The following is a 21,186-nucleotide window of genomic DNA, read 5'->3' as shown; positions in this document are numbered from 1 at the left end:
AGCTCGCGGCTGAAGCCGCTCCTGCAACAGCCTGATTCCCTGAAACAGGAACGCCGGCTTTCGCCGGCGTGCCTGTCGTCTGGCTTTTGATTCCGATCACTTCTTGATCAGGAAATCCTCGACCTTCTTGCCCTTCTTGGTCAGCGCCGCCATCCAGCGCGGCTGCTTGCCGCGGCCGGTCCAGGTTTCCTTCGGGTTGGCCGGGTTGCGGTACTTCGGCGCCACCTTGCCCAGCTTGCGGCCCTTCTTGGCGACCTTGCGCGGCTTCGCGGCCGCCTTGGCGGCGCGGCCACCGAACAGTTCCTCGACCGTGTAGCCCTCGGCCTCGGCCAGCTGGCGCAGCTTGCTGCGCACGGTGGTGATGGGCTTGCGCTTCTTGAGCGTGGTCTTGCGGGCCTTGGCCTTGTTGATCAGGGAGTCCAGTTCTTTGGCCGACAGGCCGTTCAGATCGATTGCCATCAATATCTCCGGATTATCTTCGGGGGATGAAGCCATTCCATGGCAGTTTCGCGATGATAATCGCAATTGCACGATTATCCCAAACCCCGGCCAGGGCACGGGTTCGTGGAATACCGCAAGAGCCGGGATTTCCGGGCAGCTTCGGAGGATGTTTTCTCCCTGCATATTGAGCAGGGCAGGGGTGCGAAACCCCTCCACCCTCCCGGTTGGAGGGGAGGGTGGAGGCGCGTGTCAGCGCAGGCGCGCGAGCAGCGCCTCGCGGTCGAGGTTTTCCGGTTCGGCCGAGGTGCGGGCGCGATATTCGAAGGTGCCGGCTTCCAGGCCGCGACCGGACACCACCACCCGGTGCGGGATGCCGATCAGTTCGATGTCGGCGAACATCTGCCCGGGGCGCAGGCCGCGGTCGTCGAGCACGGTCTCGATGCCGGCATCGCACAGCTCGCGGTACAGCGCTTCGGCGGCGGCGGCCACGGCCTCGTCGCGCTTGGGATTGATCACGCACACCGCCACCCGCCAGGGCGCCATCGCGTCGGGCCAGAGGATGCCGTTGTCATCGTGGTTCTGCTCGATCGCCGCGGCGACGATGCGCGAGATGCCGATGCCGTAGCAGCCCATCTTCAGCACCCGCGGCTTGCCCTGTTCGTCGAGGACGGTGCAGCCCATGGCCTGGGCATATTTGTCGCCGAGCTGGAAGACATGGCCGACCTCGATGCCGCGCACGATGCGCAATTCACCGCCGTCCTCGGCGCGGTCGCCTTCGACCACGCTGCGGATGTCGGCGACGACGTCGGGCTCGGGCAGGTCGCGGCCCCAGTTGACGCCGGCCAAGTGGTAACCGGGTTCGTTGGCGCCGACGACGAAGTCGGCCATGGCCGCGACCTCGCGGTCGGCGAGCACGCGGACCGGCTTCTTCGCGCCGACCGGGCCGAGGAAACCCGGCTCGCTGCCGAGGTGCTCGAGGATCTCGGCCTCGGAGGCCATGCGGTAGTCGGCCAGGCCTTCGACCTTGGCGAGCTTGATCGCGTTGGCCTCGTGGTCGCCGCGCACCAGCGCGAGCACGAACTGGTCGTTGCCCTCGGCATCCACGCCGACCAGCGCGATCGACTTGGCCGTGCGCTGCAGGTCGATGCCCATCAGCGCGGCGACGTCCTCGCAGGTCTTCTGCGTCGGCGTGTCGACCTTGCGCATCGCTTCGGCCGCGGCCGGGCGCGGGCCGGGCGCCGCCGCGACGGCGGCCTCGACGTTGGCCGCGTAGTCCGAGCCGCCGGAGACGGCCAGTGCGTCCTCGCCGGAGTCGGCGAGGACGTGGAATTCCTGCGAGGCATCGCCGCCGATCGCGCCGCTGTCGGCCTGCACCGCGCGGAAGCGCAGGCCCAGGCGGGTGAAGATGCGCACGTAGGCCGCATGCATGGCCTCGTAGGAGCGCTGCATGCCGTCGGCATCGAGGTCGAACGAGTAGGCGTCCTTCATCAGGAACTCGCGCGAACGCATCACCCCGAAGCGCGGGCGGATCTCGTCGCGGAACTTGGTCTGCACCTGGTAGAAGTTCAGCGGCAGCTGCTTATAGCTCGACAGCTCGTTGCGGGCGTAGTCGGTGATGACTTCCTCCGCGGTCGGCGCGTAGCAGTACTCGGCTTCCTTGCGGTCGTGCATCTTCAGCAGCTGCGGGCCGAACTTCTGCCAGCGGCCGGTTTCTTCCCACAGCTCCTTCGGCTGGACGGTCGGCATCAGCAGTTCGAGCGCGCCGGCGCGGTCCATTTCCTCGCGCACGACCGCCTCGACCTTGCGCAGCACGCGCAGGCCCAGCGGCGACCAGGTGTACAGCCCGGCGGCGAGCTTGCGCAGCATGCCGGCCTTGAGCATCAGCTTGTGGCTGGCGAGCTCGGCCTCGGCGGGGGTTTCCTTTTCGGTGTGCAGGTGGAATTGCGACAGGCGCATGGGCGTGGCGGTCCGGGAGGGATCGGGCATTCTGCCATGCGGCAGTGCAGCAGGGCCGGGAGCGCGGATTCAGGCGTCCCGCATTTGGGTGATGTGCGGGGAGAAACCGGTAAATGGCCGGCGATTGCCGCGGGGAGACCTTGTGGGAGCGGCCATGGCCGCGATGGGGATGCCCGCGAAGCATCGCGGCCATGGCCGCTCCCACCAGGCTGGAGAAGCCGGGTTGCCTAGCGGCGGTCGCCGTGGACTTCGATCGCCACGTCGGGCTCGATCGGGATGCGTTCGTACCTGCGCCCCCTGGGCGCGGTGTCGGTGACGTGCAGGTTGCCATTGTCGTCGCGCCAGCGGTACAGCACCGGGCGGGAATCCTCGAAGTCGGCCGCGGCGGCCTGTTCGGCGCGGACCTGTTTGGCCTGCGCCAGTTCGGGGGTGTCGCGCGACAGCCACCAGGCCAGCGCCACGCCGCCCGCCAGTCCCAGCAGCAGCGCCCAGCGCAGTCGCATCAGGCGCCCCGGGATGTCATGGCCGCAGGGCTAGTTCGCGGCCGTCGCGCCGTCGGCGCAGTTGGCCTTGAGCAGCGCGCGTGCCAGTTCGAGCTGGTTGGCACGCTCGGTGTCGTCCAGGGTCTTGTCGGGCTGGCCGTCGCCATCGGAGTCCTGCTGCACCGGCGATTCGCTTTCGAGCAGGGCGATGTTGGCGCGGGCAGTGGTGCACTGCGGCGATTCGGCCGGCTTGTCGGCCTTCGCCTCGGCCTCGGCGGGCGAGCGGGCGACGTCGCGGCCGCTTTCGGTGCGTTCGGTGTATTGGCCGCTGGCCGGCGGGGTCTGCGAGTAGTGGGTGACGCCGTTGGCGTCCTTCCACTGGTACAGCTCGCCGGCCGACGCGGCGGCCATGGCCAGCAGGAGGGACAGGCCGAACAGGATCTGGGAGGCGTTGCGAGGCATGCGGGCTTCCTGCGGGGGAGCGATGATCCCGGCGATTGCAGCACCGCCGGCGCGCCGGTGCAAGCCGCGCGGCGCCGAATCGTGACCATCCGACGGTCTGACGCACCGCTGCCGGGGCGGATACACTCGCCGCCATGGACGACCAGCCCCTGCAACGCCCGCGCGGCCGCGGCATCTACCTGCTGCCCAATCTGTTCACCACCGGCGGCCTGTTCGCGGGTTTCTTCGCGATCATCGCCGCCTCGCAGGGCCGCTTCGAGGCCGCGTGCGTGGCGATCTTCATTGCGTCGATCCTCGACGGCCTCGACGGCCGCGTGGCGCGGATGACCAACACCCAGACCGAATTCGGGGTGCAGTACGACTCGCTGGCCGACCTGGTCAGCTTCGGCATGGCGCCGGCGCTGGTGATGTACCACTGGGCACTGGTGTCACTGAAGCTGGACGGCAGCACGCTGGGCAAGGTGGGCTGGCTGGCAGCGTTCCTGTACGCGGCATGCGCGGCGCTGCGGCTGGCGCGCTTCAACAGCCAGGTGGCCAAAGTCGACAAGCGCTGGTTCATCGGCCTGGCCAGTCCGGCCGCGGCCGGGTTGATGGCCAGCTTCGTGTGGACCTTCCACGACCTGGACTGGAGCGGCGACGAGATGCGCTACGGCGCGCTCGCGGTGACGGTGTTGAGCGGCCTGCTGATGGTCAGCGGGCTGCGCTACAACAGCTTCAAGGGCGGGCGGGGGCCGGAGAAGGTGCCGTTCTTCGCCCTGCTGATCGCGGTGGCGGTGATCATCGCGCTGGTCATCGACCCGCCCAAGACGCTGCTGGCCGCCGGCGTGCTGTATGCGCTCTCGGGGCCGGTCATGTGGTTCAGGCGTCGTGGCAACGCCGTCGGCGGCGACGCGGGCGGGGCTGCATCGTGACCTGGGACCCGCTCCAGCGCGAGGTGCTCGATGCGCTCGGCCACCCGGTGTACCGCGCCATCGGGCAGGTGCCGGACGAACCGCTGCTGCACGCGCTGCTGCGCGCGGCCGGGCGTGACGCCGACGCCCCGGACGCCGCCGCGCTGTGCCGCGAGTGGATGCCGGTCGAGCGCCTGCACGACCCGTCCGCCAAGCGTGCGCTGTGGCCGCGGTTGCGCGCGCTGCGGGCGGCGCGTCCCGGCTGACGCCGCACGGGCATGAGTGCGATCGCTTCCGACCGTGCGGGCTCCGCCAGGGGCCGCCTGCGGCCGATGCGCGAGGACGACCTCGACGAGGTGATGTCGATCGAGCATCGCGCGTACCCGTTCCCGTGGACGCACGGTATCTTCCGCGACTGCCTGCGTGCCGACTATCCGGCATGGATCCTGCAGGAGGGTGGTCGCATCCTCGGCTACGGCGTGCTCAGCGTGGCGGCCGACGAGGCGCATGTCCTCAACCTGTGCATCGACCCGGACGAACACGGCCAGGGCCTCGGCCGGCGCCTGTTGCGCGCGCTGCTGAAGTTCGCACATGGCCACGGCGCGCGGCGGGTATTCCTCGAAGTGCGGCCGTCGAACCCGCACGCGATCACGCTGTACGAGGACGAAGGCTTCAACGAAATCGGCCGCCGCCCCCGCTACTACCCGGCGCAGGTCGGGCGCGAGGACGCGATCGTGATGGCCAGGGAGCTGCTGGATCCGTAATCCGCGAAGCCACGATCTGCGCGAAAGCCTTGTGGGAGCGGCCATGGCCGCGATGCTTTTACCCGGGGTGCCCAAAGGTCAAGGGCAATCGCGGCCATGGCCGCTCCCACAGTTGCTGCCACAGGTGCCCCGCGGCAGGGCGGGTGCCGTCAGTCCAGCCGCGCCCGCTGCGCCGCCAGCGCCTCCAGCTTCGCGCTCCAGTCCGCCAGCCGCTGCCGCTCCTGCTCGACCACCGCCGCCGGCACGTTGCCGCCGAACTTCGCCAGCTTGGCCTCGCTCTTGCCCTTCTCCGCGGCGACCTTGGCCAGCTCCTTGTCCAGGCGCGCGCGCTCGGCATCCAGGTCGACCAGTCCCTCCAGCGGCACGAACAGCTGCAGGTCGCCAACCACGGCGGGTGCGGCTGCCGGCGGCTCGCCGGCCAGCGTTTCGATGCGATCGAGCCGGCACAGGAAGCGCAGCTGCGCGTCGAGGCGGGCGATGCGCGCGGCGTCGTCGGCGCGGCCGCCCCGGACCAGCAGCGCGACCTGCTTCGACGGCGACACGCCCAGCTCGCTGCGGATCCGGCGCACGGCGCTGACCATCGCCTTGAGCCACTCGATGTCGGCATCGGCGCGCGCGTAGGCGGCGGCGTCGATGTCGCCGGCCTGCGGGTAGGGCTGGACCATGATGCTGCCGGACTTGCCCAGCTTCGGCGCCACCGCCTGCCACAGCTCCTCGGTCACGAACGGCGCCAGCGGATGCAGCATGCGCAGCAGCGCGTCGAGGACGTACAGCAGGGTGTGGCGGGTCGAATCCGCGGCTTGGGCGTCATCGCCGTTCAGCGCCGGCTTGGCCAGCTCCACGAACCAGTCGCAGAACTGGTTCCAGGCGAACTCGTACAGCACGTGCGCAAGCAGGTCGAAGCGGTAGCTGGCGAAGTGCGCGGCCGCCTCGGTGCAGGTGCGGTCGAGCTGCGACAGGATCCACTGCTCGGCATCGGTCTTCGGCTGCGGTATGCCGTCGAAGCGCGCGTCGTCGCCGATGTTCATCAGCACGAAGCGGGTGGCGTTCCACAGCTTGTTGCAGAAGTTCTTGTAGCCCTCGGCGCGCGCCAGGTCGAACTTGATGTCGCGGCCCGGGCCGGCCAGCGCGGCCATGGTGAAGCGCAGCGCGTCGGCGCCGTGGGCGTTGATGCCGGACGGGAATTCCTTGCGCGTGGCCTTTTCGATCCGCGGCGCGTCCTGCGGCTTCATCAGGCCGGTGGTGCGCTTGGCGACCAGGTCGTCCGCACTGATGCCGTCGATGATGTCCAGCGGATCGAGCACGTTGCCCTTGGACTTGGACATCTTCTGCCCGTGCGAATCGCGCACCAGGCCGGTGATGTAGACGTCGCGGAACGGCACCCGGCCGACCAGGTGGTCGGTCATCATGATCATCCGCGCGACCCAGAAGAAGATGATGTCGAAGCCGGTGACCAGCACGCTGGTGGGCAGCGCGATGTCGAAGCCGAGCTCGCCCATCGCGTCCTCGTCCGGCCAGCCCTGGGTGCTGAACGGGAACATCGCCGAGGAGAACCAGGTCTCCAGCACATCCGGGTCCTGGCGCAGCGGCGCATCGCCGAGGCCGTGCTTTTCGCGCACTTCGGCCTCGCTGCGGCCGACGTAGACCTTGCCGGACTCGTCGAACCACGCCGGGATGCGGTGACCCCACCAGAGCTGGCGGCTGATGGTCCAGTCCTGGATGTTCTCCAGCCAGTGGCGGTAGGTGTTGATCCAGTTGGGCGGGACGAATTTCACTTCCCCCGACTCGACCAGTTCGAGCCCGCGTTTGGCCAGGCCGTCCATCTGCACGAACCACTGGTCGGTCAGGAACGGTTCGATCACCTGGCCGCTGCGGTCACCGAAGGGCTGCATGATCGGCTTGTTGTCGACCACTGGTGCGCCTTCGGCGTCGGTGACGGCCAGGCCTTCGGCGGTGATCGCCTCGACGACCCGCTTGCGGGCCTCGTAGCGGTCCAGTCCGCGCAGGTCGCCGGGGACCAGGTTCACCGCCGATACGTCGCCGACGTCCTCGCCGCGCGCCGCGCGGCCGGCGATGGCCGCGCTGTCCTCGTACGACAGGCCGTCGGTGCGCATGTGCGCCGAGTCGTCCATCAGCGCGTACAGCGGGATGCCGTGGCGGCGCGCGACCTGGTAATCGTTGAAGTCGTGCGCGCCGGTGATCTTGACCGCACCCGAGCCGAAGTCCGGATCCGGATGCTCGTCGGCGATGATCGGGATCTGGCGCCGGTGCTGTTTCGGCCCGACCGGGATCTCGCACAGCTTGCCGACGATCGGCGCGTAGCGCGCGTCAGAGGGATGCACCGCCACCGCGCCGTCGCCGAGCATCGTTTCCGGGCGCGTGGTGGCGATGGCGATGTAGTCGCGGGTCTCGCGCAGGGTGACGTGGCCGTCGGCGTCGCGCTCGATGTACTCGTAGGTCTCGCCGCCGGCCAGCGGGTACTTGAAGTGCCACATGTGGCCGGGCACCTCGCGGTTCTCGACCTCCAGGTCGGAGATCGCGGTCTTCAGCACCGGGTCCCAGTTCACCAGCCGTTTGCCGCGGTAGACCAGCCCCTGTTCGTGCAGGCGCACGAAGGCTTCGACGACGGCGTTGGACGCCATCGGGTCCATGGTGAACACGCTGCGCGACCAGTCGCCGCTGGCGCCCAGGCGCCGCATCTGGCGTTCGATGGTGCCGCCGGAGTGCTGCTTCCACTCCCAGACCTTGTCGATGAATTTCTCGCGGCCCAGCGAATCGCGCGTCTCGCCATTGCCCTCGAGCGCCAGGTTGCGGCCGACCACCATCTCGGTGGCGATGCCGGCGTGGTCGCTGCCCATCTGCCACAGCGTGCGGAAGCCGCGCATGCGGTGGTAGCGCACCAGCGCGTCCATCAGCGTGTGCTGGAACGCGTGGCCCATGTGCAGGGTGCCGGTGACGTTCGGCGGCGGCAGCAGGATCGTGTATGCCGGCCCGTCGCCCTGCGGTGCGAACACGCCGCTGGATTCCCACTGCGCGTAGAGGCGGGTTTCGAAGGTCTTGGGGTCGTAGCCGGTGGAGAGGGTCATGGCAGCCGGGATTCGTGGATCGGGGTTGGTGGTTCGAAAAAGCGGAGCGGCGATGGTGGATCGATGTCCCGGATCCCCAATCCCCAATCCCGGCTTTTTCACATGTCGTGTTTGTTCACTTCCAGGCCCCGCGCCTTGTACTGCTTCCAGCGCTCGCGCAGCGGGCCACGCGCGGAGTCGTCGGCGGGCACGACTTCCAGCACGCGCTCGAAGTCGCCTTCCACCGCCGCGTCGCGCAGGTTGATCACCAGCGGGCGCAGCGGCGCGTCGATTTCGGGCGGGGCGATCAGCACGGGCGTGACGTCGTCCTCGTCGTCGCCGGCGACCTGGTGCGGGATGTAGGCGTCGTCGCCCATGTCCCACAGCAGGCCGTCCAGCGCCTCCGCCTGGTCCGCGTCACGCGCCAGCACCAGCGTCCACAGCCCGGCGTCGTGCGCCTTGCGCGCCAGCTCGCACACCAGTCGCAGCGGCTCCTCGCGGAACCGCGGCTTGGCGATCAGGTAGAAGTCGGCGCGCATGGGCGAGGAGGGGAGATCGTAAGGGCAGGATTCGGCTTTTACCGATTCCCGATTCCCGATTCCCGATTCCCGGCCCTGTCCAGCAGCCACTGGCTCAGCAGCCCCACCGGGCGGCCGGTGGCCATGCCGCGCTTGCCCTCGTCGCTGGCGGTGCCGGCCACGTCCAGGTGCGCCCAGCGCTGGCCTTCGGTGAAGCGCGACAGGAAGCAGCCGGCGGTGATCGCGCCCGCCCAGCGGCCGCCGATGTTGTAGACGTCGGCGAAGGTGGAATCGAGCATGCCTTGGTATTCGTCCCACAGCGGCAGGCGCCAGGCGCGGTCGAAGACGGTCTCGCCGGCGGCCAGCAGTTCGTTGCCGAGGTCGTCGTGCTTGGTCATCAGGCCCGAGGCGTAGCGGCCTAGCGCGACCATGCACGCGCCGGTGAGCGTGGCGACGTCGACGGTCGCCTGCGGCTCGTACTTCTGCACGTAGGTCAGCGCGTCGCACAGGATCAGGCGGCCCTCGGCGTCGGTGTTGCCGACCTCGATGGTCTTGCCGGACATCGAGGTGATCACGTCGGACGGGCGATAGGCATTGCCGTCGATCGCGTTCTCGACCGCCGGCACCACCACGACCAGGTTGATCGGCAGCTTCATCTTCACCGCCGCGACGAAAGTGCCGATGACGGTGGCGCCACCGCACATGTCGTACTTCATCTCCTCGATGCCGCCCTGGGTCTTGAGGTTGACGCCGCCGGTGTCGAAGGTGATGCCCTTGCCGACCAGGGCGAACGGCTTGGCGTCGCCGCCGCCATTCCATTTCAGCACCACGAGGTGCGGACGGTTGGCCGAGCCGCGCGCGACCGCCAGCAGCGAGCCCATGCCGAGCGCTTCCATTTGCTTCTCGTCGAGGATCTCGGACTCGGCGCCGTTGTCGGCGGCGAACTTGCGCGCCTGCTCGGCGATGTAGGCCGGGTTGCAGATGTTGGCCGGCAGGTTGCCCAGGTTGCGCGCGAACTCGACGCCCTCGGCGACCGCGATGCCCTGCGCCAGCGCGGTGGCGTCGTCGCCGGCGATGGCCAGCGACTTCAGGCCGCTGTCGTCGGTCTTGGCCTTGTTCTTCTCGCCCAGCGTGGCCGTGTAGCGGTAGCTGGCGTGGTTGGCGGTGATCACGGCCTGGCGGATGTTCCAGGCGCGGTCGCGGCCGGGGACCTCGAGTTCGGACAGGGTGAACAGCGCGCCGGCGCCCGCACCGCCCTTGAGCGCGCGCGCCGCGTCGCCCACGGCCTTGAGGTACTGCGGCACCGCGAACTTGGCCTTCTCGCCCAGGCCGATGGCCAGCACCCGCGGCGCCTTCACGCCGGGCAGGTCGTGCAGCAGGGCGGTGCGGCCGGTCTTGCCGGACACGTCGCCGCGCTCGACCAGCGCCTTCAGGCGGCCATCGGCGGCTGCGTCGATGGCCTGGCCGGCCGGCGTGAGCGACTTGTCGGCGAAGACGCCGACGACGACGCAATCGGTCTCGGCGGTGGCGGGGGCGGACTGGTTCAGGGCGAATTCGAGGGTCATGGGGTTTCTTGTGTCTCCGTGGAGCGAATGGTGCAGGCAATGGCCGCGCGCCTGGCGGCGTGGACTGCGCATGGACGGGTGGTTCCGGACGCGTCCATGCCGTGCATGAACGAATCCTCACAGGTCCCGTGGGGTGTTCCTTACAATTGGCCGCCCGCAGCGCGCGGGACGCCGCCGGGACCGCGGCCGATGATGGCGCGACCGGACCCTCAATTCTAATGGCAAGCCCCGCCTGATGCTGAAAAAGCTCGACGCCTACCTGTTCCGCGAGTTCGCGCAGGCCACGTTCGCCACCCTGGTGGTGCTGCTGATCGTGAGCCTGGGCGGCGTGTTCGCCGACGTGCTCGGCGACATCGCCCGCGGCCGGGTGCCGGCCGGGATGATGCTGGCCCAGCTGGGCCTGCAGCTGCTCAACTACCTGCCGCTGATCCTGCCGCTGGGGCTGATGCTGGGCCTGCTGCTGTCGGTCGGGCGCCTGTACCGCGATTCGGAGATGGCGGTGCTGACCGCCATCGGCGTGGGCCCGCGGCGCCTGCTGCGGCCGGTGCTGATGCTGGTGCTGCCGGTGGTGGCGGTGATCGGGCTGTGCTCGCTGTGGCTGGGCCCGTGGGCGCGCGACTACTCGCAGAAGATGGTCGAGGCCGGCAACCGCAGCCTGCTGGTGGCCGGGCTGGAACCGGGGCGCTTCATCGAACTGCCTGGCGGCGGGGGCGTGGTCTACGTCGGCTCGATGTCCAACGACGGCACCCACCTGTCGCGGATCTTCGTCTACCGGCAGAAGGACGACCGCCTCGACGTCACCACCGCGCGCACCGGCCAGCTCAACGTCGAGGGCGAGGAGCGCTACCTGACGCTGGGCCAGGGCTTCGAGGTCGAAGGCCCGCTGGGCGACGGCCGCGACTACCGCCTGATGCGCTACGCCAGCAACGACCTGCGGCTGCCCGACGCGGCCGAGAAGTCGGACGATGACGATCCCGACCGCCTGTCGACCGCCGCCCTGTTCGGTGATCCGCGCCCGGAGGCGAACGCGCAGCTGCACTACCGGCTGGCGCCGCCGCTGCTGGCACTGGCCTTCGCCCTGCTGGCGGTGCCGCTGGGCCGCAGTTCGCCGCGCCAGACGCGCTACGGACGGGTGATGCTGGGCTTCCTCGCCTATCTGGTGGGCATGAACACGATGTACATCGGCACCAACTGGCTGGCCAAGGGCAAGCTGCCGGAAGCCGCCGGGCTGTGGTGGCTGGTGCTGCCGCTGCTGGCATTCGCGCTGTGGGCCTACCTGCATGACGGCCGCATGCGCCGTGCAAGGCGGGCGCGGCCGGCAATGGAGGGCGCACGATGACGCCGTTCCCGAAAATCCACGACCAGTACGTCAGCCGCACCGTGGTGATGACCGTGTTGCTGACCTGGGCGGTGCTGGTGGGGCTGGACGCGATCAACGCCATGGTCGGCGAATTCAGCGATGTCGGCAAAGGCAACTACGGCTTCCTCGAGGCGCTGACCTACCTCGTCTACACGCTGCCACGCCGCGCCTACACCATGTTCCCGACGGTGGCCGTGATCGGCGCGCTGATGGCGCTGGGCCAGCTGGCCGCCAGCTCCGAGTTGACCGCGCTGCGCGCCGTGGGCCTGTCGCGGCGCCGGCTGAGCGTGTCGGTGGCCGCGCCGCTGCTGGTGCTGACCGCGCTGATGGTGCTCAGCGGCGAGACGCTGGGGCCGTGGGGCCAGCACAGCGCCGACGCGCTGAAGGCCTCGGCCAAGTCCAACGACATGACCGTGGCCCAGTATTCGGGTCTGTGGGCGCGCGAGGGCGACACCTTCCTCAACGCGCAGAACGGCCGCGAGCACGCGGACGGCAAGGACACCTGGCTGGAGCTGGACGACGTGCGCCTGTTCGAGTTCGACGACGACGGCCGGCTGGCGTCGATCGCGCGCGCGGCCACCGCCGAGCACCGCAGCAGCGGCTGGCTGCTGCGCGGGGTCAAGCGCACCTATTTCGAGGACAACGCCGTCACCCGGACCGACGTGGCCGAGGAGCACTGGACCTCGCAGCTCGACGCCGCGGCGCTGGCCGCCAGCGCCAGCAACCTGTGGCGCCCGCGCTACATGTCCGCGCGTGACCTCGGCGCCGGCATCGAGTACCGCAAGCGCAACGGCCTGGACGCCAGCGAGTTCGAGGAGCACTACTGGGGCCGCTGGTTCTACCCACTCAACGTGCTGGCGCTGTGCCTGGCCGCGATCCCGTTCGCCTTCGGCACCCTGCGCAGCGGCGGTGCGGGCAAGCGGCTGTTCATCGGCATCATCTTCGCGCTGGGCTTCTGGCTGCTACAGATGCAGTTCGTGAAGCTCGCCAGCGTGTACCGCTTCGACTACCGGATCGCCTACCTGATGCCGCCGCTGGTGATGCTGGCGGTGTCGGCGTGGCTGTTCCGGCGCAGGAGCGGGTGAGTCCGCGCGTTTGCGAGGCATTGCCTCGCGCGCGGGCGAACGCCCGGCCATGGATGGCCGGGCAGGGCGATCCGAAGCCGGCAATGTGACGCCAAGGATGGCAGCCGCGATATTTTGGATGATTGGTCGCAGGCCGGGGCTATGGTTTCGGGTTCCGCACCATCCGCGTCCCGCTGGCGCGGTCGTGCCAGGCCAGCCGGTCGCGGTCGATCCACGCCCACCAGAACCCCAGCCCCGCGGCCAGCAGCGACAGCGTGCCTACCGCGTAGCGCGCGCACAGCGCCTGCCAGGAGGGCGGGCGCCCGTCCGCGCCGACCACCCGCAGCCGCCACGGCCGCATGCCCAGCGTCTGCCCGCCGCGGCGCCAGCTGATCACCGCGTACAGCCCGGCAAGCAGCCAGCACGTGGCCCACAGCGCCCACTGCAGCACGCTGAGTGGCGCGATGTTCTCGTGTGGATCGTGGTGGCCGGCGATCGTGTAGCCCAGGGTGAAGCACAGCGACGCAAGCATCCACAGCGCCAGCGCCGGCCACAGGTCATAGAACAGGGCCAGCAGGCGCCAGCCGATCAACGGGCGCGGCAGGGCGGGGGCGGGGGCTTCGGGAGCGGAGGCTGGCATGCGCGACAGGATACCGGCCCGCCTGCTTCGAAGACCCGCGCTCCTTGCCGGAGCGGCTTCGAGATATTGACCTCGCAGGAGCGACGGAAGTCGCGAAAGCCCTACCGGCACGGCCATTCGCGATTTCCGTCGCTCCCATGATTGATGCGAGCCGGCGAGGGACCATCCGGACTTGCCGCGTTACGCTTCACGGCAAGCTCGCCCCCGACCCGCTGCGTCCATGCCCACTCCCGCCGATCGCCGCGCCCTGACCCTGGCCCTGCCGCCCACGCCGGAGGCCGACGCCCGCGCCATCGCGTCCTTCATCGATGCGATCTGGGCCGAGAGCGGCCTGGCCCGGCAGTCGCTGGACAGCTACCGCCGCGACCTCGAAGGCTTCGCGCGCTGGCGCAACGGCGCCGGCGGCGGGCTGGTCGCCGCCGATCGCGCGGCGCTGTTCGACTATCTGGCGTGGCGCACGCGCCACGGCTGGTCGCCGCGCAGCAACGCGCGGCTGCTCTCGGCGCTGCGGGCGTTCTTTGCCCACTGCGTCCGGCTGCGGCTGCGCGCGGACGACCCCACCGCGCTGCTGGAGCCGCCGAAGCTGCCGCGCTCGCTGCCCAAGGCGCTGGCCGAGGGGCAGATCGACGCACTGCTGGACGCGCCTGACGTCGCCACGCCGCTGGGCCTGCGCGACCGCGCGATGCTGGAGCTGATGTACGCCGCCGGCCTGCGCGTGAGCGAGCTGGTCGGCCTTCCAGCCACCGCCGTCAACCTGCGCCAGGGCGTGCTGCGCGTGACCGGCAAGGGCAGCAAGGAGCGGCTGGTGCCGCTGGGCGAGGAGTCGCAGCACTGGCTGGAACGCTACCTCGCCGAGTCCCGCCCGCAACTGGCCGGCAAGCGCAGCCTGCCGGCGCTGTTCCTGGGCACCCGCGGCGAGCCGCCGAGCCGGCAGCAGTTCTGGACCCTGGTCAAGCGCCATGCCGCCGCCGCCGGCATCGACCCGGACAGGATCAGCCCGCACGGCCTGCGCCACAGCTTCGCCACCCACCTGCTCAACCACGGCGCCGACCTGCGCGCGCTGCAGATGCTGCTCGGGCACAGCTCGCTGTCGACCACCCAGATCTACACCCTGGTCGCGCGCGAACACCTCAAGCAGATGCACGCCCGGCACCATCCGCGCGCCTGAACGGGCCGCGCCCGGCCCGGGCGGGGAAGTCGGGACGCATGCGACAATGCGGCCATTCGCACCACGTCCCGGACACCCGCATGAAGCCCTATCTCCTCGCCTTGCTCGGCGCCTTCAGCCTGAGCGCCTGCGCCCAGACCGACAGCCCCCCGGCCGCGGCCGCCGATCCCGGGCCGGCCTCGCAGCAGGCCGCGGCAGGCAGCGGGCCGAAGGTCGCGCCCGGCTCGGCGGACGAGCGTGCCCGCGATGCGATCCGCAAGCTCAACAAGCAAATCCGCATCGACCACATCGGCGCCGCGCCGATCGCGGGCTTCCGCGAGGCCATCGTCGGCGGCCAGACCCTCTACGTCAGCGACGACGGCCGCTACATGCTGCAGGGCAGCCTGTACGACATGGACGCAAAGCGCGACCTGAGCGAGGCCAGCCTGGCCAAGCTGCGCCGCGAACTGCTCAAGACGATCCCGGTCAGCGACCGCATCGTGTTCGCGCCGGAGAACCCGAAGTACACCGTGTCGGTATTCACCGACGTCGAATGCGGCTTCTGCCGCAAGCTGCACTCGCAGATCGCCGACTACAACCGCGAGGGGATCGCCGTGCAGTACCTGGCGTTCCCGCGCATGGGGCTGGGCAGCCCGGACTTCCAGAAGATGGTCAACGTCTGGTGCGCCAGCGACCGCAAGCAGGCGCTCACCGATGCCAAGAACGACCGCAAGGTGCCGACCCGCAACTGCAAGAACCCGGTGACGATGGAATACGACGTCGGCCAGCGCATCGGCCTGGCCGGCACCCCGCTGATCGTCGCCGCCGACGGCACCGCGATGCCCGGCTACATGCCGCCGGAGGACCTGCGCGCCGCGCTCGACAAGCTGGCCGCGCAATCCACCGGCAGCGCCGCGGCCAGCGGCAGCCGCTGAGCTGCGTCCGGGGGCGTGACAGCGGAACGATGCCGCGCTCGCCAGGCGCCGTGACGGTGCCGGCGGCAGGTACAATGGCGCCCCCCGCAGCTCCCGACAGCCTCCGGACATGATCGTCCTCGAGGGCCAGCCGGCCCTGTCGCCGTTCCGCCGCGAACGCCTCGAAACCCGCCTGCAGGCCCTGTCGCCCGGAATCCGCGTGACGGGTGCCTGGCACGTCTACTGGATCGATCCCGCCGGCGATGCGCAGGCGGTCGACCGGCCGGCGCTGCACCGCATCCTGCAGGCCGGCGATGCCGCCGCGCCGCGCGAAGAGGGCGCGGTTTCGCGCTACGTCGCACCGCGGCTGGGCACGATCTCGCCGTGGGCGAGCAAGGCGACCGAACTGCTGCATGGCGCGAACCTCGACGTGCACCGGGTCGAGCGCGGCATGCGCATCGACCTCGCCGGCTGGCCGGATGACACCGCGACGGCCGATGCGCTCGCCGGCCTGCTGCATGATCCGATGACGCAGTCGCTGCTGGCCTCGCACGACGCGGCCGTCGCGCTGTTCGGCGTACCCGCGCGCAGCGAACTGGAGCGCATTCCGCTGGCGCAACTGGAAGAGGCCAACGCACGCCTCGGGCTGGCGCTTGCACAGGACGAGATCGAATACCTGCGTGAACGTTTCGGCGAACTGGGCCGCGAGCCCAGCGACGTCGAGCTGATGATGTTCGCGCAGGCCAACTCCGAGCACTGCCGGCACAAGATCTTCAACGCCTCGTGGACCATCGACGGGCAGGACATGCTGCGCGACGACGCGCCGCAGACGCTGTTCAAGATGATCAAGCACACCCACGCGCGGACGCCGCAGTACACGCTGTCGGCCTACAGCGACAACGCCGCGGTGGTGGAGGGCTACCCGGCACGGCGTTTCCGGCCCGACCCGAAGTCGCGCGCCTATCGCGCCGAACCCGAGCGCGACAGCGCGTTCTGCATCAAGGTCGAGACCCACAACCATCCGACCGCGATCTCGCCGTTCGCGGGCGCGGCCACCGGCGCCGGCGGCGAGATCCGCGACGAGGGCGCGACCGGCCGCGGCGGCAAGCCCAAGGCCGGGCTGTGCGGCTTCTCGGTCTCGCACCTGCGCATCCCGACGCTGCCGCAGCCGTGGGAGCATCCGCGCGCGCTGAACCCGCGCATGGCGCCGGCGCTGGAGATCATGCTCGACGGCCCGCTCGGCGCGGCCGCGTTCAACAACGAATTCGGCCGGCCGAACCTGTCGGGCTACTTCCGCTCGTTCGAGCTCGAACAGCCGGGCCACGGCGACGAACCGGCGCTCGTGCGCGCCTACGACAAGCCGATCATGCTGGCCGGCGGCCTCGGCGCGATCGACCGCGCGATGGTGGAGAAGACCCTGCTGTCGCCAGGCGACGCCGTGATCGTGCTCGGCGGCCCGTCGATGCTGATCGGCCTGGGCGGCGGCGCGGCGAGCTCGGTGGCGTCGGGCGAAAGCAGCGCCGACCTCGATTTCGCCTCCGTGCAGCGCGACAACCCGGAAATGGAGCGCCGCTGCCAGGAAGTGATTGACCGCTGCGTCGCGCTCGGCGACGACAACCCGATCCTGTGGTGCCACGACGTCGGCGCCGGCGGCCTGTCGAACGCGATTCCCGAGCTGCTGCACGACTCCGGCGTGGGCGGCGTGATCGACCTCGACAAGGTGCCCACCGACGACCCCTCGCTGTCGCCCCTGCAGCTGTGGTGCAACGAATCGCAGGAGCGTTACGTGCTGGGCGTGGCGCAGTCGCAGCTGGCGGAATTCGCGGCGCTGTGCGAGCGCGAGCGCTGCCCGTTCGCGGTGGTCGGTACGGCCACGGCGGAGGAGCGGCTGGTGGTGGGCCACGGCGCTGGAGCCGGACCCGATTCCCGGATCCCGGGTGCCGGGTCCCGCGCTCTGCCCATCGACCTGCCGATGGACGTCCTCTTCGGCAAGCCGCCGAAGATGCATCGCGACGCCCGCCGCCCGCGCCATTCGCGCTGGGTGTCGCTGTCGACCGATACGCTCGACCTGCACGAGGCCGGCCTGCGCGTGCTTGCGCATCCGACGGTGGCGTCGAAGAGCTTCCTGGTCACCATCGGCGACCGCAGCGTCGGCGGGCTGACTGCGCGCGACCAGATGGTCGGGCCGTGGCAACTGCCGGTGGCCGACTGCGCGATCACGCTGGCCGGCTTCGAGGGGTTCTCCGGCGAGGCGATGGCGATCGGCGAGCGCGCCCCCGTCGCGCTGATCGACTCGGCCGCCGCGGCGCGCATGGCCGTGGGCGAGGCGATCACCAACCTCTGCGCTGCGCCGGTGGAGTCTCTCGACCGGATCAAGCTGTCCGCCAACTGGATGGCCGCCGCCGGCCACCCGGGCGAGGACGCGCGCCTGTTCGATGCGGTGCGCGCGGTGGGCATGGAACTGTGCCCGGAGATCGACCTGTCGATTCCGGTAGGCAAGGACTCGCTGTCGATGCAGGCGCAGTGGCACGACGACGGCGCCGCGCACAAGTCGGTGTCGCCGGTCTCGCTGGTGGTGACCGCGTTCGCCGCGGTGCCCGACGTGCGCAACCAGCTCACGCCGCTGCTCTCGCGCGATCCCGACACGGAGATATGGCTGCTTGGCCTCGGCGCCGGGCGCCAGCGGCTTGGCGGCTCGATCCTGTCGCAGTGCTTCGACGCCTTCGGCGGCGCCGCGCCGGACCTGGACGACCCGCAGCGCCTGCGACGCCTGTTCGACCTGATCCGCGACGCCCGCAAGGCCGGCCTGCTGCTGGCCTACCACGACCGCTCCGACGGCGGCGCCTTCGCAGCGCTGTGCGAGATGGCCTTCTGCTCGCACCTCGGGCTCGACATCTCGCTCGAAGGCTGGGGCGGCGACCGCGCCGACGACGTCTGCCGCACGCTGTTCAACGAAGAGCTCGGCGCGATCGTTCAGATCCGCGGCGAACACCGCGCCGAATTTGCCGACCTGGTCGCCCAGCACGGCCTGATCGAATGCGCGCAGCGCATCGCGCGCCCGAGTACGGCGCCTTCGATCCGCATCACCGACGACGGCAAGACCCTGGTCGAATGGCACTGGGAGGCGCTGTTCGACGCCTGGTGGTCGACGACGCACGCGATGCAGAAGCTGCGCGACGATCCGGCCTGCGCCGACGAGGAGCGCGAAGCCGCGCGCCGCTTCGATGCGCCGGGGCTGCAGCCGAAGCTGGTGTTCGACCCGGCCGAGGACGTCGCTGCGCCGCTCATGTCGTCAACGCCGGCGCCAGGCGCGCCGTCGGTCAACACCGGCGCCGCGCCGCGCGTGGCGATCCTGCGCGAGCAGGGCGTCAACGGCCAGATCGAGATGGCCTCGGCCTTCGTGCGCAGCGGCTTCGAGGCGGTCGACGTGCACATGAGCGACCTGATCGCCGGCCGTGCCGATCTGTCGACATTCGCAGGCCTGGTCGCCTGCGGTGGCTTCAGCTACGGCGACGTGCTCGGCGCCGGTCGCGGCTGGGCCACCTCGATCCTCGAGCGCGAGGCGCTGCGCGCGATGTTCGAAGCGTTCTTCACCCGCGGCGACACCTTCTCGCTGGGCGTATGCAACGGCTGCCAGATGATGTCGCAGCTCAAGGCCATCATCCCCGGCGCCAAGCACTGGCCGCAGTTTCTGCGCAACCGCAGCGAACAGTTCGAGGCCCGCTTCGGCATGCTGGAAGTGGTTGAATCGACATCGCTGTTCTTCCGCGGCATGGCCGGCTCGCGGATCCCCGTCGCCATCGCCCACGGCGAGGGCCGGGCCGAATTCGCCAGCGCCGTCGACCAGGCCGCCGCGCGCACCGCGCTGCGCTACGTGCAGGGCGATGGCAGCCCGGCCACCACGTACCCGGCCAACCCCAACGGCTCGGCCGACGCCATCGCCGGCCTGTCCAGCGACGACGGCCGCGCGACCATCCTCATGCCACACCCCGAGCGCACCTTGCGCACCGCCAACCTCAGCTGGGCGCCGGGCGAGTGGGCGGGGGATTCGCCGTGGTTGCGGATGTTCCGGAATGCGCGGATGGCAGTCGACTGACGCTTTTTTCGTTGGCGAGACCCCTCAAGCCCGGCCGTGAGCCGGGCTTTTTTGTGCCGTGAATCGCGCTTAGGTGACACATTTTGGCACCATCCATTCACATATCAAGTAATTGAAAAACAACGAAAAAGAATGGCGTGAGCCGGCTTTGCCGGGATTCCGGCGTGACTTGACGCACAAAATGCCAGCGGTAAGTATCGGGGAGGAAGTCAGCGGTTAGGCGAAAGTTCAGCTTCTTCCTGCACCGCAGCAAAGAGCCCGGGCGCGATGCGCCGGGTGACCACAATTCGGAGTTGTCATCACCTTGATTGGCCGCTCGGCAGCGCCGGGTGGCCAGCGTCATCTTCGCCATCAAAATCCGTAGGGGAATGAGTCAATGAACCGCATTTACCGCAAGATCTGGAGTGTCGAGCGTGGTGTCGTAGTTGCATCGGAACTGGCGAAGGCGAAGGGCAAGGGCAAGGGGGCGCGGCTGCTCCAGGCGGTGATGGTAGCGGGCGCGATCGCGTCTGCGCCGGCGATGGCGGGGGATGTGTGCGACCAGTCCGGTGACGGTACGACGCCTCCAACGGCAGCAGAGACCGGATCCCTGGCGTGCGGGGACGGCGCCGTTGCAGGTGGCGCTGGTTCAATAGCGCTGGGCAACGCCGCGCAGGCGACGCATATCAGCGCCGCCGCCATTGGCAACAACGCCAGGGCGCAGCAGGCGAACGCCACCGCACTTGGCAGCAATGCCCAGGCAACCCAAGCCGGAGGAACGGCATTGGGTTCCAACACGCAAGTTTTCGGCGATCGCGGAACAGCGGTTGGCCACAGCGCGCAGGCCAATGGCATCGACTCGGTGGCTATCGGGTTCAACAGCCGCGTGGCGCCTTCGGCTGCTGGAAGCGTTGCGATCGGATTGGGCGCGCGAGCGTCGGAAGCCAATGTCATTTCTGTCGGAGCGGGTACGGAGTCGGGAGCCCTCGGCCCCGTTACGCGCCGCATCACCAACGTCAGCGATGGCATCGCCGCCAGCGACGCCGCCACGGTCGGCCAGCTCAGCGAGGTGGCCGAGGCGGCGGAAGAAACCGCGCAGTATTTCCAGGCCACCGGTGACTTGACTGCCGAAGCCAGCGGCGAGAACGCCACGGCTTCGGGTTCGGGTGCAGCCGCTTCCGGCGACTATTCCACGGCCACTGGTGCCGAAAGCGTGGCCCAGGGCGCCGCCAGCACGGCGACCGGCGCAGCCGCGTACGCGACCGGCGATGCCAGCACCGCGACCGGTGCGGAAAGCTGGGCGTCCGGCATCGAGTCGACGGCCGTGGGCTACCACAGCACGGCCTCGGGCGAGGTTGCGACGGCGGTGGGTGCAGAGGCCACCGCCTCCGGCGCGGGCGCGTCGGCATACGGTGCCGGCAGCGCGGCCGGCGGGAACTACGCGACCGCCGTCGGCCTGGTGGCGGACGCGAGCGGCACGAGCAGCACGGCAGTGGGCGAGTACAGCATCGCCTCAGGCGAAGAGAGTGTGGCGTTGGGTGGTACGGCGTTCGGGATTCTGTCGGCGGAGGCCTCGGGCTACGGCGCGACGGCCTTGGGCGCTGGTTCGTACGCGAGCGACGACTACACGACGGCGGTGGGCTGGCTGGCGGAGGCGGAGGCCTACAACAGCACAGCGCTGGGATCGGGTGCCCGGGTGCAGTCGGGTGCGGACAACGCGGTGGCGCTGGGCGCGGATTCGGTGGCCAACCGTGCCGATACAGTGTCGGTGGGTGATGTCGGCAGCGAGCGCCAGATCACGAACGTGGCGGCGGGCACCGAGGACACCGATGCGGTGAACGTG

General features: G+C 69.9%; 17 protein-coding genes and 1 pseudogene. 9 read left to right on the top strand and 9 right to left on the bottom strand.

The window, feature by feature from the left end:
* Positions 1-99: 99 nt before the first annotated feature.
* The 4 genes and pseudogenes from ABD679_RS13200 to ABD679_RS13185 all read right to left on the bottom strand — a co-directional run.
* A pseudogene (locus tag ABD679_RS13200) lies at positions 100-459 on the bottom strand (H-NS histone family protein); the annotation flags it as partial.
* Between the two features lie 231 nt (positions 460-690).
* Positions 691-2,397, bottom strand: coding sequence for a proline--tRNA ligase (locus ABD679_RS13195; protein ID WP_344760561.1), 1,707 nt, complete (start codon positions 2,395-2,397; stop codon positions 691-693).
* Positions 2,398-2,624: 227 nt separating this feature from the next.
* A complete protein-coding gene (locus ABD679_RS13190; RefSeq protein ID WP_344760459.1) occupies positions 2,625-2,900 on the bottom strand; it encodes a DUF4124 domain-containing protein in 276 nt (91 codons plus the stop codon).
* A 30-nt stretch (positions 2,901-2,930) separates the two neighbouring features.
* Positions 2,931-3,341: a DUF4124 domain-containing protein gene (locus ABD679_RS13185; RefSeq protein ID WP_344760458.1), complete on the bottom strand. Its 411-nt coding sequence runs from the start codon at positions 3,339-3,341 to the stop codon at positions 2,931-2,933.
* 134 nt (positions 3,342-3,475) lie between these two features.
* Between ABD679_RS13185 and pssA the strand changes: the two genes are divergently transcribed.
* From pssA to rimI, 3 genes are read left to right on the top strand one after another with little or no spacing between them, the layout of a single operon-like run.
* Positions 3,476-4,252 carry a CDP-diacylglycerol--serine O-phosphatidyltransferase gene (gene pssA, locus ABD679_RS13180; protein WP_344760457.1) on the top strand — a complete coding sequence of 259 codons (777 nt, stop codon included), beginning with the start codon at positions 3,476-3,478 and terminating at the stop codon, positions 4,250-4,252.
* Positions 4,249-4,497: a hypothetical protein gene (locus ABD679_RS13175; RefSeq protein ID WP_344760456.1), complete on the top strand. Its 249-nt coding sequence runs from the start codon at positions 4,249-4,251 to the stop codon at positions 4,495-4,497. The genes pssA and ABD679_RS13175 overlap by 4 nt, the downstream gene beginning before the upstream one ends.
* Positions 4,498-4,509: 12 nt before the next feature.
* Complete coding sequence (rimI, locus tag ABD679_RS13170) at positions 4,510-4,995, top strand: ribosomal protein S18-alanine N-acetyltransferase (RefSeq protein WP_344760455.1); 486 nt, start codon at positions 4,510-4,512, stop codon at positions 4,993-4,995.
* A gap of 149 nt (positions 4,996-5,144) precedes the next feature.
* Here the strand turns inward: rimI and ABD679_RS13165 are convergent, their stop codons facing one another.
* The 3 genes from ABD679_RS13165 to ABD679_RS13155 form a co-directional block, all read right to left on the bottom strand.
* On the bottom strand, positions 5,145-8,081 hold the full coding sequence (locus ABD679_RS13165; protein ID WP_344760454.1) for a valine--tRNA ligase: 2,937 nt from the start codon (positions 8,079-8,081) through the stop codon (positions 5,145-5,147).
* Positions 8,082-8,179: 98 nt separating this feature from the next.
* Positions 8,180-8,599 (bottom strand): DNA polymerase III subunit chi, encoded by a 420-nt coding sequence (locus ABD679_RS13160; protein ID WP_344760453.1) that lies wholly within the window; start codon positions 8,597-8,599, stop codon positions 8,180-8,182.
* A gap of 38 nt (positions 8,600-8,637) precedes the next feature.
* The gene (locus tag ABD679_RS13155) at positions 8,638-10,143 is read right to left on the bottom strand and encodes a leucyl aminopeptidase (protein WP_344760452.1); all 1,506 of its coding nucleotides are present in this window, start codon (positions 10,141-10,143) and stop codon (positions 8,638-8,640) included.
* Between the two features lie 238 nt (positions 10,144-10,381).
* On the opposite strand from ABD679_RS13155, the gene lptF reads away from it, so the two are divergent.
* The gene (gene lptF, locus ABD679_RS13150; protein ID WP_344760560.1) at positions 10,382-11,482 is read left to right on the top strand and encodes an LPS export ABC transporter permease LptF; all 1,101 of its coding nucleotides are present in this window, start codon (positions 10,382-10,384) and stop codon (positions 11,480-11,482) included.
* The gene (gene lptG / locus ABD679_RS13145) at positions 11,479-12,588 is read left to right on the top strand and encodes an LPS export ABC transporter permease LptG (protein ID WP_344760451.1); all 1,110 of its coding nucleotides are present in this window, start codon (positions 11,479-11,481) and stop codon (positions 12,586-12,588) included. Before lptF ends, lptG begins: the two co-directional genes overlap by 4 nt.
* 139 nt (positions 12,589-12,727) lie before the next feature.
* On the opposite strand, the gene ABD679_RS13140 is transcribed toward lptG, so the two are convergent.
* The gene (locus ABD679_RS13140) at positions 12,728-13,207 is read right to left on the bottom strand and encodes an RDD family protein (protein ID WP_344760450.1); all 480 of its coding nucleotides are present in this window, start codon (positions 13,205-13,207) and stop codon (positions 12,728-12,730) included.
* A gap of 220 nt (positions 13,208-13,427) precedes the next feature.
* Between ABD679_RS13140 and xerD the strand changes: the two genes are divergently transcribed.
* From xerD to purL, 3 genes are all read left to right on the top strand, one after another.
* Positions 13,428-14,375: a site-specific tyrosine recombinase XerD gene (gene xerD, locus ABD679_RS13135; RefSeq protein ID WP_344760449.1), complete on the top strand. Its 948-nt coding sequence runs from the start codon at positions 13,428-13,430 to the stop codon at positions 14,373-14,375.
* A gap of 80 nt (positions 14,376-14,455) precedes the next feature.
* Positions 14,456-15,289: a DsbC family protein gene (locus ABD679_RS13130; RefSeq protein ID WP_344760448.1), complete on the top strand. Its 834-nt coding sequence runs from the start codon at positions 14,456-14,458 to the stop codon at positions 15,287-15,289.
* Between the two features lie 109 nt (positions 15,290-15,398).
* Positions 15,399-19,364, top strand: a complete 3,966-nt coding sequence (gene purL / locus ABD679_RS13125) for a phosphoribosylformylglycinamidine synthase (protein WP_344760447.1) — start codon at positions 15,399-15,401, stop codon at positions 19,362-19,364.
* A 97-nt stretch (positions 19,365-19,461) separates the two neighbouring features.
* Here purL and ABD679_RS13120 read toward each other — a convergent pair whose 3' ends face one another.
* Entirely contained in the window at positions 19,462-19,716 is a 255-nt protein-coding gene (locus ABD679_RS13120) for a hypothetical protein (RefSeq protein ID WP_344760446.1), read from the bottom strand.
* Between the two features lie 24 nt (positions 19,717-19,740).
* Between ABD679_RS13120 and ABD679_RS13115 the strand changes: the two genes are divergently transcribed.
* A partial coding sequence (locus ABD679_RS13115; protein WP_344760445.1) for an ESPR-type extended signal peptide-containing protein occupies positions 19,741-21,186 on the top strand: 1,446 nt, incomplete at its 3' end.

The organism is Luteimonas lutimaris, assembly GCF_039537065.1.
Lineage (GTDB): Bacteria > Pseudomonadota > Gammaproteobacteria > Xanthomonadales > Xanthomonadaceae > Luteimonas > Luteimonas lutimaris.
This window is presented reverse-complemented; position numbering and strand designations above follow the sequence as displayed.